Here is a 13364-nt window from a genome sequence, read left to right as displayed (position 1 = left end):
TTCGACTTTACATAAATACATTTTATATTAGCTAAAAATAAAACTTCATGCAAAAAACATATTACGACCCTGCCGATTTAAAGAAGTTTGGTAAAATTAGTGAATGGAATCAGGAGTTGGGAGATGCATTTTTTGAATACTACGGAAAGGTTTTTGAAGATGGCGCCCTTACAGCTAGAGAAAAATCACTCATTGCACTGGCCGTATCACATACCGAGCAGTGCCCCTATTGCATTGATGCCTATACCAAGGACGGTTTGCAACGCGGGATTACCAAAGAGGAAATGATGGAAGCACTACACGTTGGTGCCGCCATTAAAAGTGGTGCCACTTTAGTGCACGGGGTCCAAATGATGAATAAAGTGAATAAGTTGGACATGTAATATTTGGGCGTTCCCCAAGGGTCGGGCTTTCACTACTCGCTGCCTCCTACCGTCGGCGAGCTCAAACACACCGTTCAATCCCTAACGCAAAATCCAACTCTAATTTTTCACCATAACACTAATTAAGATAAAACCAATAAATGGTAACAAAGTCCCTTCATAAGCGCGAAAGCGATTTAGCAAATAGCAACAGACAACTTGAAATTCTTTCTAATGGGATTTTTCAAGATGGCGAATTACCAACATTCAAAAATAAAATTTCTGAGTCCAATCAATTTCCGCTTAAAGCAAAAAAATTAGAGATTTTACAAATAAACGTGGGTTACATGTGTAATCAGGTTTGTGAGCACTGCCATGTAGATGCTGGTCCAGACCGAAAGGAAATTATGACACGCGACACCATGCAACAATGTTTAGCAGTCATAAAAAAAACAGAGGCGCACACATTGGATTTAACAGGTGGCGCCCCAGAAATGAATCCGGATTTTAGATGGTTTGTCGAAGAAGCTGCCAAGGCGGGTATTAAGGATTTTATTGTGCGGTCTAACCTTACCATCATTAGGGCCAACAAAAAATATTACGATTTGCCCGAATTCTTTAAAAAACATAACATCCATGTGGTAAGTTCGATGCCACACTGGACCCGTGGAAAAACGGATAAACAACGCGGTGATGGTGTTTTTGATAAATCGATAAAAGCATTACAGGAATTGAATGCGGTGGGTTACGGGATGCCAGAAAGCAACTTGCGCTTAGATTTGGTCTATAACCCGTCCGGCGCATTTTTACCTGGCGATCAGGCTTCTATGGAAAAAGATTTTAAAAAAGCGCTCAAAGCCGATTTTGATATTGAATTTCATAATTTATTCGCCATCACCAATCTGCCTATTTCACGTTTTTTAGACTATTTAATTGCTTCAGAAAATTATGAGGATTACATGTACTCGCTAGTAGAAGCCTACAATCCCACGGCGGTTGCCAAGGTGATGTGCACCAATACCCTGTCTATTAGTTGGGATGGGTGTTTGTTTGATTGTGATTTCAATCAGATGCTAGAACTGCCCGTTAACAGTAAAGCAAAACATATTTCAGAATATAACGAAGCACTATTAGAGGGTAGAAACATCGTTATTTCCCAACATTGCTATGGTTGCACAGCAGGTGCAGGAAGTAGCTGTCAAGGTGTGGTCGCGTAACTATGAAAAAGCTAATAGTATTCCTTTTTATTGGATTTTCGTCTTCAGGGTTTTCACAAAAAACCCTGTCTAAGCTTTTAAAAGTGTATAATGATGAAAGTATCCCATACATTTCTGTTGAAGATTTAAAAACTGGAAAAGAACCTGTTATCCTAATGGACTCTAGAGAACAAAAAGAATATAAAACGAGTCATTTAAAAAATGCGATTCATGTAGGTTATACCCATTTTAAAATAGATAGTGTTCAGAAAACAATTCCAAACAAAGAATCAAAAATTGTGGTGTATTGCTCCGTTGGAGTGCGTTCTGAATCTATTGCAGATAGCCTTAAAAAAGTAGGCTATAACAATGTTTATAATTTATTCGGTGGTATTTTTGAGTGGAAAAATAATGATTTACCCGTTTATAATGCTGAAGAAAAGGAAACGGACACCGTTCATACATTTTCAAAGGAATGGAGCAAATGGCTCACAAATGGCATCAAGGTTTATGACTAAAGAACTCATCATTATTTTTGTAAAAAACATAAAACTGGGCAAGGTGAAAACGCGACTGGCAAAGACCATAGGCAATCAAGGCGCTTTTGAAGTATATAAGGAACTTGTAAAAATAACCGAAGGTGCTACTAAAAGTACAACAACAGATAAGCGGATTTATTTCTCTGATGCCATCATCGAAAACAAATGGAAAAACGATTACAAGGCTGTTCAAGAAGGTGAAAATTTGGGAGAGCGCATGAGGAATGCTTTTAAAAAAGGCTTTGAAGAGGGTTATGAGCGTATTGTTTTAATTGGCTCCGATTTACCAGATATTACCAGCAAACATATTATCAACGGACTTGAAGTCCTGAAAACTAAAGACCTTGTTTTTGGTCCTGCAGAAGATGGTGGTTATTACCTTATAGGGCTTTCTAAAATGAACGATTTGGTATTTGATAATAAACCGTGGAGCCAGCCACAGTTATTACAGGTAACCCTAAAAGAATTAGTAAAAAACAATATGGATTATGCCCTATTAGAAACACTCAATGATATAGATACGTATGAGGATTTAGTAACTTCAGCGTTTTATAAATTGAATCCTGAATTACAGAAAAAACTAAAACAATTCCATGATTAAACAGATTACAGAAAGTACAGCATATTTACAAAGCAAAGGCTTTGATGATCCAGAAGTAGGCATCATTTTAGGCACAGGATTAGGACAACTTATTGATGCCATTGAAGTCCTTGTTGAAGCGAGTTACAATCACATCCCTAACTTCCCAACAGCCACGGTTGAGTTTCATAAAGGCAAACTTATCTATGGCAATTTAGCTGGAAAAAAAGTAGTGGTCATGCAAGGCAGGTTCCATGTTTACGAAGGGTATTCATTGCAAGATGTCACCTTCCCCGTGCGAATTATGGAAAAATTAGGCATTAAAACCTTATTGGTTTCCAATGCGGCCGGTGCCATTAATCTCGATTACAAAAAAGGGGAGCTCATGTTGATTGATGACCACATTAATCTACAAGGTGGCTCACCATTAGCCTTTAAAGGCGTGTCGGCATTGGGTGAACGTTTTACAGATATGAGTGCGCCTTACGACTTAGAAATTAATTCAAAGTTTGAAAGCATCGCCAAAGCACACAACATCACCTTGCATAAAGGCGTTTATGCCTCTGTAGTAGGACCACAATTAGAAACACGCGCAGAATATCGCATGTTGAAAACCCTTGGCGCTGATGCTGTAGGCATGAGCACGGTCCCTGAGATTATTGTCGCCAAGCATTTAAATTTAAAAGCTGCAGCGGTTTCAGTTTTGACCGATGAATGTGATCCAGACGATTTAAAACCTGTAGATATTTCAGAAATTATTGCCATGGCTTCAAAAGCAGAGCCAAACATGATTACCCTATTTAAAGCATTGATTAAGACCTTATAATATGAGCTATTTAGATACAACACACAACGTATACAAAGAAGCAGCCTTAACGCCAGATGTTGGCTTATGCTGCACCACCAATCCTATTTGGGAATTGCCAGGGCTTAAAATCCCTAAAATTATGCAAGAAATGAATTATGGCTGTGGTAGCACGGTGCATGCCAGAGACTTGACCAACAACCCCAAAATGCTCTATGTTGGCGTTGGTGGTGGTATGGAACTCTTACAATTTGCTTATTTCAATAGACAAAAAGGTGGGGTTATTGGCGTTGATGTGGTTGATGAAATGCTAGAGGCATCTAGAAAAAACTTTATTGAGGCAGAAGCCCAAAATGATTGGTTTAAAAGCGACTTTATAGACCTCAAAAAAGGAGATGCCATGCATTTGCCAGTTGAGGATAACAGTATTGACGTGGCTGCACAGAACTGTTTATTCAATATTTTTAAAGCTGATGATTTAAAACGGGCTATTGCCGAAATGTACCGCGTATTAAAACCTCATGGCCGTTTAGTTATGAGTGATCCCACCTGTGAGCAACCCATGAATGACACCTTGAGAAATGATGAAAGACTTCGTGCTTTGTGTTTAAGTGGCAGCTTGCCCATTTCAGAATATGTCAAAGCATTAACAGACGCCGGTTTTGGTACGATTGAAATTAGAGCGCGTAAACCTTACAGGATTCTCGATCCTAAAAGCTACCCTACAGATGAGTTAATTTATATTGAATCAATTGAAGTCGCCGCCATTAAAGACCCTATGCCAGCAGATGGCCCTTGTGTTTTTACTGGAAAATCAGCAATCTATTATGGAGAGAACGATTACTTTGATGATAAAGCAGGCCATATTTTATTAAAAAATCAGCCACTGGCCATATGCGATAAAACAGCTGCCGCCTTGCAAGCATTACAAAGAGATGACATTTATTTTTCAGAATCCACGTTTCATTATGATGGTGGAGGCTGCTGCTAAATAGGGTTTCCTCAGAATGTCAACTTTTGACTTACTGGATATATTCTGTTTTTTTATGCTGCTCTAAACGCATTTTAAAGCATTTTAAGAAGGTTTTGTTCATGGACAGTCTATTGTGTTTTTCAAATTTCAGTTTTTTTGTCTAAATAGTTGTTCTGAAATACAAAGGCATTGCATTAATAGAGCAATAACCCTGCATTAAAAAACAATAAAAACAGAAAAAAACTCAATAAATACAGGTGTTTCAGAGATTCTGAAGAGACCCTAAATAGCAAAACAATTATAAAATCGTGACATGAATAAAAATAAATACATAGAGAGCATAAAAAATTCCTATTGCGCTTATTGATGATTTTGACGCACAGGGTATGGTCATCGTGTATTTTTTAGCATCATTATTGGACATTTAAACCATGCCAATCTGGGATGGGCCTATGGATTTTTAAAATACATTTTTAACAATCCTAAAAGGCACATTTGGCATCACGCCAAAGCCTTACCTAAATATGTAAGTTTTGATGTTAATTACGGACTTACTTTAAATATTTGGGATTATCTATTTAAAACCAACTATGTCCCACATAGCGAAAAAGATATTGAACTCGGTTTTTCTGGTGATGAAACCTTCCCCAAAAAATTTTATAAATCAAGAATTATATCCAATAACGAAAAAATGAAATATCTCATTCTTACTTTTATCAGTCTTTTATTCAATTATTCAGCTTGTACAAATGCTCCAAAAGCTGTATCAAATACCACACAGACCACATCGGTTGGTCAAACCAAAACCACAGATAGTCTTTTGAATAACGACATTAAACTTGTTGACAGTACTCAAAACAGCCTTACTACTAAACAAAAGGCATTCAATCATGAGCTATGGAACACATTGCTCCAACAATATGTTTCAGAAGATGGTCAAGTAAATTATAAGGCATTCAAAAAAAACAAAGAAAAGTTAAGTGTCTATATTGAAAACCTCAGTAAAAACGTACCTGATTCCAGTTGGAAAAGAAATGAGGTTTTAGCCTATTGGATTAATGCATACAATGCTTTAACCATCGATTTAATTATTAAAAATTACCCCGTAAATAGCATAAAAGATATTAAAAATCCATGGGATCAAGCGTTGTGGCAATTTGGAGATAAACAGGTTGATCTGAACCATATTGAGCACGATATATTAAGAAAAATGAACGAACCACGTATTCATTTCGCTATAGTCTGTGCCTCATATTCCTGTCCTAAATTAGCTAACACAGCCTATACTTCTAACGATTTAGAAGCCCAACTCACAGCAGCGACTAAAACATTTTTATCAAACGAAAAAAGAAATAAGATAGCGCCGAACAAAATTGAAATTTCTAAAATTTTTAAATGGTTTGATGATGATTTTAAAAAGAACGGAAGTCTTATAAATTTTTTAAATCAGTACACAGATATCACTATTTCTGAAAAAGCGCGAATGAGTTTTAAAGATTATAATTGGGAGTTAAATGAGTAACATCTCGATTATTATACCTATGCTTAATGAAGCTAAAAACATTACCCATGTGCTTCAGCATCTTATAGGTCATGTGTCAACTAACTTGGTTCCAGAAATCATTATTGTAGACGGCGGTAGTACAGACGGCTCTCAGAACACAATTAATAGATTTCTCCAAAGTGACACTCATCCACAAATACTACTTTTAAATTCAGAAAAGGGACGTGCTAAACAAATGAATTTAGGGGCACAACATGCCAAAGGAAAGATTTTGTACTTTTTACACGCTGACTCTTTTCCGCCTAAACATTTTGATGAACTCATTATTAATGAAATTGAAAACGGCAACAAAGCGGGGTGCTTCCGAATGCAATTTAATAACACCCATTGGTGGCTGCAATTGGCCGGTTGGCTCACGCAATTTAAATGGCGTGCCTGCCGTGGCGGAGATCAAAGTCAATTTATTACCAAAACGTTATTTAAAGATCTTGGCGGTTTTGATGAAGATTATATTATATACGAAGACAACGATTTAATAAGTAAACTTTACGCTATTGACGAGTTTACAGTGATTCAAAAAAAACTCACAACCTCTGCGCGTTTATATCAAAAACATGGTGTTTGGAAATTACAATTTCATTTTTGGAATATTTATGTCCAAAAATGGTTTGGAGCCTCGGCGACCGATTTACATCAGTACTACAAAAAACACATCGCTTCTTAATATTATACCCATCACGATTTATTTCTCCCTTTTTCATTAGGATAAAGGTCTTTCACAATATCACTTTGAAAAACTTTTTTCGTATCCAAATCAATCCCAGACAATTTACCATAAAAGGCTGCTCCGGTATCCACATTCCAGACATTAGCAGCATTCATCGGTACGTAACAGTCAAAATTTATCGTTGGCGTATGCCCAATGTAAATTTCTTTGTAATGCTTTAAACGATTAGGGTACAGCGTTGAATCTTCTGTAATACCTTTATCCATAGTTAGTGCCATTTCCCAAAGGGTCCTGTCAAAATAAAAGGCAGGTTTAAAAACTTCTTTGGTGACCCCGTGCATAGACGTAAAACCAGCATGAATAAATAACCGCATGTCTGCATTAATATGGTATAATGGCATCTTCTCAAAAAAATTAAGATGTGTTTCTTTTTCTTCAGCAGATATAAAGGTATAACTCGCTATCGTTTCTTTGCCACCATGAATATGCCAAATTGGATCAATATCTCCAGTTTTTAACCAATTTTCACACCATACATCATGATTTCCTTTAATAAAAACACAGTCATGGGTTTGCGAAAGCCTTATTAAATATCGTATCACTAATGATGCTTCGCTCCAGCCATCTACATAGTCCCCTAAAAAAATGAGCTTATCATTTGGTCTCAACTCCAATCTGTCCATCAGTTGAACCAGCGCTTTCATACCACCATGAATATCTCCAATAACCAATGTTCTCATAATCAAATTATATACAACAAAACTAACGGATTTTGTCAAGAATGATGACCTTGAATACTAAATTCATAAAAGAGCCTCTATGATTTTCTAATGCAATTTTAGGAAAAACACCCCTTGAATTATTACCAGTAAGTAATATAAAAATTACCAGAATTTTACATTATTTTAAGTATTTTAGTTAAAATTTTTACAATAATTTATTTAAACCCACATACTAGTGAAAATCAAAACAGTACTTGTTGCCAACCGAGGAGAAATTGCGATTAGAATTTTTAGAGCCTGTACAGAAATTAATGTTAAAACGATAGCCATTTATACCTATGAGGATCGGTATTCCCTGCATCGTTATAAAGCCGATGAATCCTATCAAATTGGTGAAGATAACCAGCCCTTAAAACCCTATTTAGATATTGATAATATTATACAAGTGGCGCTCAAGAATGGGGTTGACGCTATTCATCCTGGCTATGGGTTTTTGTCTGAAAATGCTGCTTTTGCAAAGGCATGTGAAGACAACGGCATCATATTTATTGGACCAAAAGTATCCGTTTTGAAATCATTAGGCGACAAAATTACTGCGAAAAAAGTCGCTGTAGCTAATGGTATACCTATAATACGGAGTAACGAAAAACCTTTAAAAGATATCAAAACGGCCATAAGCGAAGCAAAAAAAATAGGGTATCCAATTATACTAAAAGCGGCTTCTGGTGGCGGTGGTCGGGGGATGCGCGTGATAAGAAAAGAAGATGAATTAAAGGGTGCTTTTAATGAAAGTAAACGAGAAGCCCTTAACGCTTTTGGAGATGACACCGTCTTTTTAGAGAAATTTGTAGAAAACCCAAAACATATTGAAATACAAATTGTTGCCGATAATCATGGCCATATGGTACATTTGTATGAACGAGATTGTTCCGTACAACGGCGCTATCAAAAAGTTATTGAATTTGCACCTTCCTACGGATTAAAACAGAAAACAAAACAAGCTTTATACGACTATGCGCTAAAAATATGCAAAGCCGTAAACTATAATAATATTGGTACGGTTGAATTTTTAGTAGATGCTGATTCCATCTACTTTATTGAAGTCAATCCACGAATCCAAGTAGAACATACCGTTACCGAAGTGGTGACCAATATAGATTTGGTTAAAACCCAATTATTTATTGCTGGCGGTTATAAACTTGCTGACACACAAATTAAAATACCAAGTCAAGCATCCATATACGTTAATGGATATGCGCTGCAGTGTCGGATTACAACTGAAGATCCCCAAAACGATTTCAAACCAGATTACGGAACCATTACAGCTTACAGAAGTGCCTCTGGGTTTGGCATTCGACTGGATGCAGGAAGCATCTATCAAGGGGTTACCATTTCACCGTTTTTCGATTCCATGTTAGTTAAAGTGACTGCAAACAGTAGGACACTTGATGGTGCCAGCAGAAAAATTCAACGTGCCTTATCAGAATTTAGGATTCGTGGCGTAAAAACAAATATGCCATTTCTTAGTAATATTCTAACACATGATACTTTTAGAAAAGGAAAGGTTACGGTAAACTTTATCAAAGCAAACCCCGATTTATTTATTTTTAAAGAGCCAAGAAACAGGGCAACCAAATTAATCACATATTTAGGGGATGTTATTGTAAATGGTAATGCCGACGTAAAAAAAATAGACCCTAGCAAAACGTTCGTAAAGCCAACAGTACCGAAATTTGATGTGAATGCGGAATATCCAAAAGGCACCAAGGATTTGCTCACCAAATTAGGTCCAGAAAAATTTTCACAATGGTTGAAAAATGAAAAGAAGGTTCATTTTACAGATACCACCATGCGAGATGCCCATCAAAGTCTGTTGGCAACGCGCATGCGAACATTTGATATGCTTAAAGTGGCCGAAGGGTATGCTAAAAATCATCCGGATGTATTCAGTATGGAAGTTTGGGGCGGCGCTACTTTTGATGTGTGCTTACGTTTTCTTCAAGAAAACCCTTGGGAAAGACTGCGTTTATTGCGTAAGGCCATGCCAAATTTGCTGCTACAAATGCTTATTAGAGGCTCCAACGGGGTTGGCTATAAAGCGTATTCAGACAATTTAATTGGTGAGTTTGTTTCCCAATCTTGGGAAAATGGCGTGGATGTTTTTAGAATATTTGATTCACTTAACTGGATGAAATCCATTGCGCCATGTATTGAGCACGTGCGAACCCGAACACAGGGTCTTGCGGAAGGTTCTCTATGTTACACCAACGATATCTTAAATCCGAAAAACACCAAATACAATTTAAAATATTACGTCAATCTTGCTAAGGAGATCGAAAATGCAGGCGCCCACATTTTAGGCGTAAAGGATATGACAGGATTATTAAAACCTTATGCCGCTTACGAGCTTATCTCCGCACTAAAAAGCGAACTCAATATCCCTGTTCATTTACATACCCACGACACCTCATCCATTCAATCTGCCACTTACTTAAAAGCGATTGAGGCCGGTGTAGATGTGGTGGATGTCGCCCTTGGCGGTGTCTCCGGGTTGACCTCGCAACCCAATTTCAATTCCATTGTAGAAATGTTGAAGTTTCAAGATAGAGCGAGCCATATGGATATAGATTCCTTAAACGACTACTCCAATTATTGGGAAACCGTTAGGGAATATTATTATCCATTTGAATCCGGTTTAAAAGCAGGTTCTGGGGAAGTCTACAAGCATGAAATTCCTGGTGGCCAATATTCTAATTTAAGACCACAAGCACAGGCCTTAGGTTTGGGGGATCGTTTTTATGAAATCACGAAGATGTATGGGGATGTCAATACCCTTTTTGGAGATATCATTAAGGTGACACCTAGCTCAAAAGTTGTGGGCGATATGGCGCAATATTTAGTGAGTAATAATTTAACCGTTCAGGATGTTCTTGAAAAAGGTGATACCCTATCTTTCCCGCAGTCGGTAGTAGATATGTTTAAAGGCGACTTGGGCCAACCTGTTGGGGGATTCCCTAAAAAATTACAAAGCATTATCTTAAAAGATCAAAAACCCTATACAGACCGGCCAAATGCGCATCTTCCGGATTTAGACATTGAGCAAGAATATGCGACATTCAAGAATATATTTGAAAATGATCTAAGCAGGAGCATTGAATACACTGATTTTCTCTCATACCAATTGTATCCTAAAGTGTTTACTGATGCCTATAATAATCATTTAAAATATGATAACCTCATGAACTTGCCGACCAAGAATTTTTTCTATGGTATGGAAATAGGAGAGGAAATTATTGTTGAATTAGACAAAGGAAAAACACTATTGATTACTCTGGATTCTGTTGGTCAAGCCAATAGCAATGGTATGGTGACCGTTTATTTTAAAGTAAACGGACAAGGGAGAAGTGTTAGAATTAAGGATACTTCCATTAAAGTTGAAAAGATTGAGCATATTAAAGTGGACAGCACAGATCCAAAACAAATTGGAGCGCCCTTACAAGGTATGTTATCTACCATTTTGGTAAAAAGAGGAGAGCAGGTGGTAAAGAATCAACCTTTATTTATTATTGAAGCGATGAAGATGGAAACCACTATAACAGCGCATACAGAGGCAACCATTAAGAAAATAGCATTAAAAAGTGGTGTTATGGTAAATTCGGAAGATTTGGTTTTGGTCATGGAATAGCTAAAAATACTGCCCAATACCAAACACTAAGCCTTTTATTGAATTTTTAGTGATTCCGTAACCATAATCGATTCTAAAAATAGCATTGTATATTTTTTTATGAATAAATCGAAGCCCAAGACCAGGGTATATTTTAACGTTTTCCATTTTTCCAAAATCCCCAAAATCGCCTCCTGGATTTCGCCATGTACCAGCATCTACAAAAGCATTTCCTTGCAAAACAAACCACTCTTTTTCATAAAGTGTATGGCGATACTCGGTATTTAGAACGATAACGCCTGTCCCTCTATCAATGGTATTACCCACGCCACGAACATTCAAATTATTATCTACTGAAAACGGAGCAAATGGTGTTTCATCATTAGTGGATAGGCCTAGCCTTAATCGACTTGCCAAATTCCCGCTTTTCCCCAAACGGTTAAAATAAAAAAAGTCATTCCAGCCTATAAAAAAATCAGGGAGCATATCATTTGTTGACGTAACATATTGAAAGTTAAACTGACTTCTAAATCCAGAGATATACTGATAGTAATAATCTAAATTATTATATTCATAAATGCCCTTGACAAGCCATTTATGCACATTCAATTCTGGTCTGTTATTAATGTTTTCTCCTTTAAAACTGTAATCTTCAGTGAAATAATTGACTCCTAATTCCAGCCTGTTCTTAAAATTGAGTTCATACAACCCTAAAATCTCAAACGACTTATTTCTATATTTATAATTGGCTGTTTCATCATCAAAAAAAACGGGTTCCTGAGTGGTTAAATCCTGATGGTTTAATGCCAGTCCCAACTTATTGGAAAACAAATAAGGCGCTCTAAAATTTATGGCATATGAACTGTATATATCTTTTTGGTAAAACCCTCCAAAAATCATATTCCTCCCTAATAAATTAAACTCATAAAGTCCCAATCTGTATGCAAATTCATCATCATTGGTGGTATATACATTGGCAGATGGTATAAGTGTGAAATTCTCTTCAATATTATAAAACACGTTAAATTGATTTCCTTCTGAAGGGAACACTTGATAATACGCATGGGATACAGAGGGCAATCGTTTCAACCGCAAAATATCTTGTGCTATAATGGTTGAATCTAAAACACCACCCGATTCTATAGTTGATATGCTTTTTACAAAGGACGCTTTGAGCCTTTTATTGCCTTGAATCTTTAAATCGGCAACCAGGTGATCTTGCGAAAAACAATGAGCCCATATTGATATAAAAAAAATGAAGATGGCTTTTTTCATTTTCTAGAATAATGCAACATTATAACCGACTCCACTGGCTTATTTTGCGGGGTAAACATATGATTGCTTTCGCCTCCAACACGATCGTTATTGTGAAACCACTTCCAAATAAAACCACCTGCAAACCACTCTTCTTTCCAAAAGGTTTCAAACAGCGCTTGTGTTGTATTGGTTTGTGCCTCGAGATTAACTTGATCCATACTTCTATCACTTATCCAAGGGGTTTTCCCAGAATAATCTACACTTCTATAACCAAACTCTGTGAACAAAATAGGTTTGTTATGTTTTTTAGATATAGTTTGAATAGTATTTTTATGTTGCCCCCAACCTTCTAAGCATTCAGTTAGTGTGGGCGTTTTACTATTGCTTACGGGAAAATAGGCATCAACACCTATAAAATCTAACTGATTCCAAAAAGGTGTGCGTTTAAACTCATCCCAATTGGCTGCATAGGTTAGTTTCCCTTTATAAATCGTTTTTATTTCTACAATCAATCTATTCCAGTACGTTGGTCTGTTATCAATAAATTTTTCAAGCTCTGTTCCTATGCAAAAAACAGTCACGTTCATGTCTTGAGCGAGTTCTGCATATTCCAAAATAAATTTTGAATAGGAGTTTTCTAAAGTTTTCCAATGGGCTTCATTTTTCATTTCGATATAACCAGTAAACTCACCTCTCCAAACCCAAATTTGGGGTTTCAGCATAATTTTAATCTTCTTCTTTCGAAGTTCGTTAATGTACTGCTTTGCCCCTGCTCTGGTTTCGCCAAACCATTGTCTATCGGTATTATGAATTATCTCAGGGTGATCTAAATCCTTGATAAACCCAAAAGGCATTATCGCTGCATAATTTGCATTTATATTAACTACGGGCTTTGTATGGGTCTCATCAATCGCTTCACTAGAAGCTACAAAACTAACGCCGTTAATCTTTTCAGTTTGAGTGCTACAAGATTGAATAGTAAGGCCAAATAAAACAATTAGGAGTTTAATGTTTTTCATTAAAATGACTATTAAA

General features: G+C 36.7%; 12 protein-coding genes and 1 pseudogene. 10 read left to right on the top strand and 3 right to left on the bottom strand.

The features are described from left to right. Nucleotides 1–47 precede the first annotated feature (47 nt). The 9 genes and pseudogenes from FAF07_RS11085 to FAF07_RS11045 all read left to right on the top strand — a co-directional run bounded on the left by FAF07_RS11085 (nucleotide 48) and on the right by FAF07_RS11045 (nucleotide 6683). The gene (locus FAF07_RS11085; RefSeq protein ID WP_142785173.1) at nucleotides 48–383 is read left to right on the top strand and encodes an arsenosugar biosynthesis-associated peroxidase-like protein; all 336 of its coding nucleotides are present in this window, start codon (nucleotides 48–50) and stop codon (nucleotides 381–383) included. A gap of 140 nt (nucleotides 384–523) precedes the next feature. Then, nucleotides 524–1579, top strand: a complete 1056-nt coding sequence (arsS, locus tag FAF07_RS11080) for an arsenosugar biosynthesis radical SAM (seleno)protein ArsS (protein WP_142785172.1) — start codon at nucleotides 524–526, stop codon at nucleotides 1577–1579. Nucleotides 1580–1581: 2 nt separating this feature from the next. Then, the gene (locus FAF07_RS11075) at nucleotides 1582–2076 is read left to right on the top strand and encodes a rhodanese-like domain-containing protein (protein WP_142785171.1); all 495 of its coding nucleotides are present in this window, start codon (nucleotides 1582–1584) and stop codon (nucleotides 2074–2076) included. Then, the gene (locus tag FAF07_RS11070) at nucleotides 2069–2698 is read left to right on the top strand and encodes a TIGR04282 family arsenosugar biosynthesis glycosyltransferase (RefSeq protein WP_221930752.1); all 630 of its coding nucleotides are present in this window, start codon (nucleotides 2069–2071) and stop codon (nucleotides 2696–2698) included. Before FAF07_RS11075 ends, FAF07_RS11070 begins: the two co-directional genes overlap by 8 nt. Further along, nucleotides 2691–3503, top strand: coding sequence for a purine-nucleoside phosphorylase (locus FAF07_RS11065; protein WP_142785169.1), 813 nt, complete (start codon nucleotides 2691–2693; stop codon nucleotides 3501–3503). Before FAF07_RS11070 ends, FAF07_RS11065 begins: the two co-directional genes overlap by 8 nt. Nucleotide 3504: 1 nt before the next feature. Further along, nucleotides 3505–4473, top strand: coding sequence for an arsenosugar biosynthesis arsenite methyltransferase ArsM (gene arsM / locus FAF07_RS11060; RefSeq protein ID WP_142785168.1), 969 nt, complete (start codon nucleotides 3505–3507; stop codon nucleotides 4471–4473). A gap of 391 nt (nucleotides 4474–4864) precedes the next feature. Next, a pseudogene (locus FAF07_RS19025) lies at nucleotides 4865–4981 on the top strand (sterol desaturase family protein); the annotation flags it as partial. Nucleotides 4982–5146: 165 nt separating this feature from the next. Then, nucleotides 5147–5977 (top strand): DUF547 domain-containing protein, encoded by an 831-nt coding sequence (locus tag FAF07_RS11050; RefSeq protein ID WP_142785167.1) that lies wholly within the window; start codon nucleotides 5147–5149, stop codon nucleotides 5975–5977. Next, nucleotides 5970–6683 (top strand): TIGR04283 family arsenosugar biosynthesis glycosyltransferase, encoded by a 714-nt coding sequence (locus FAF07_RS11045; RefSeq protein WP_142785166.1) that lies wholly within the window; start codon nucleotides 5970–5972, stop codon nucleotides 6681–6683. The genes FAF07_RS11050 and FAF07_RS11045 overlap by 8 nt, the downstream gene beginning before the upstream one ends. A gap of 11 nt (nucleotides 6684–6694) precedes the next feature. Here the strand turns inward: FAF07_RS11045 and FAF07_RS11040 are convergent, their stop codons facing one another. Next, a complete protein-coding gene (locus FAF07_RS11040; protein ID WP_185956425.1) occupies nucleotides 6695–7426 on the bottom strand; it encodes a metallophosphoesterase family protein in 732 nt (243 codons plus the stop codon). A gap of 217 nt (nucleotides 7427–7643) precedes the next feature. Between FAF07_RS11040 and FAF07_RS11035 the strand changes: the two genes are divergently transcribed. Further along, complete coding sequence (locus FAF07_RS11035) at nucleotides 7644–11093, top strand: pyruvate carboxylase (RefSeq protein ID WP_142785165.1); 3450 nt, start codon at nucleotides 7644–7646, stop codon at nucleotides 11091–11093. Here the strand turns inward: FAF07_RS11035 and FAF07_RS11030 are convergent, their stop codons facing one another. Then, nucleotides 11094–12347: a BamA/TamA family outer membrane protein gene (locus FAF07_RS11030; RefSeq protein ID WP_142785164.1), complete on the bottom strand. Its 1254-nt coding sequence runs from the start codon at nucleotides 12345–12347 to the stop codon at nucleotides 11094–11096. Next, a complete protein-coding gene (locus FAF07_RS11025; protein WP_142785163.1) occupies nucleotides 12344–13348 on the bottom strand; it encodes a glycoside hydrolase family 113 in 1005 nt (334 codons plus the stop codon). The genes FAF07_RS11030 and FAF07_RS11025 overlap by 4 nt, the downstream gene beginning before the upstream one ends. Nucleotides 13349–13364 lie beyond the last annotated feature (16 nt).

Origin of the sequence: Changchengzhania lutea, assembly GCF_006974145.1 — a bacterium.
In the GTDB taxonomy this organism is placed as follows: Bacteria; Bacteroidota; Bacteroidia; order Flavobacteriales; family Flavobacteriaceae; genus Changchengzhania; species Changchengzhania lutea.
Note: the sequence above shows the minus strand (reverse complement) of the source record. Positions and strands in the feature narration are given on the sequence as shown.

What these genes read in the sequence shown, in the direction of transcription:
- FAF07_RS11085 (WP_142785173.1), top strand. Translation starts at nt 48, where the DNA reads ATGCAAAAAACATATTACGACCCTGCCGATTTAAAGAAGTTTGGTAAA.
- arsS (WP_142785172.1), top strand. Translation starts at nt 524, where the DNA reads ATGGTAACAAAGTCCCTTCATAAGCGCGAAAGCGATTTAGCAAATAGC.
- FAF07_RS11075 (WP_142785171.1), top strand. Translation starts at nt 1,582, where the DNA reads ATGAAAAAGCTAATAGTATTCCTTTTTATTGGATTTTCGTCTTCAGGG.
- FAF07_RS11070 (WP_221930752.1), top strand. Translation starts at nt 2,069, where the DNA reads ATGACTAAAGAACTCATCATTATTTTTGTAAAAAACATAAAACTGGGC.
- FAF07_RS11065 (WP_142785169.1), top strand. Translation starts at nt 2,691, where the DNA reads ATGATTAAACAGATTACAGAAAGTACAGCATATTTACAAAGCAAAGGC.
- arsM (WP_142785168.1), top strand. Translation starts at nt 3,505, where the DNA reads ATGAGCTATTTAGATACAACACACAACGTATACAAAGAAGCAGCCTTA.
- FAF07_RS11050 (WP_142785167.1), top strand. Translation starts at nt 5,147, where the DNA reads ATGAAATATCTCATTCTTACTTTTATCAGTCTTTTATTCAATTATTCA.
- FAF07_RS11045 (WP_142785166.1), top strand. Translation starts at nt 5,970, where the DNA reads ATGAGTAACATCTCGATTATTATACCTATGCTTAATGAAGCTAAAAAC.
- FAF07_RS11040 (WP_185956425.1), bottom strand. Translation starts at nt 7,426, where the DNA reads ATGAGAACATTGGTTATTGGAGATATTCATGGTGGTATGAAAGCGCTG.
- FAF07_RS11030 (WP_142785164.1), bottom strand. Translation starts at nt 12,347, where the DNA reads ATGAAAAAAGCCATCTTCATTTTTTTTATATCAATATGGGCTCATTGT.
- FAF07_RS11025 (WP_142785163.1), bottom strand. Translation starts at nt 13,348, where the DNA reads ATGAAAAACATTAAACTCCTAATTGTTTTATTTGGCCTTACTATTCAA.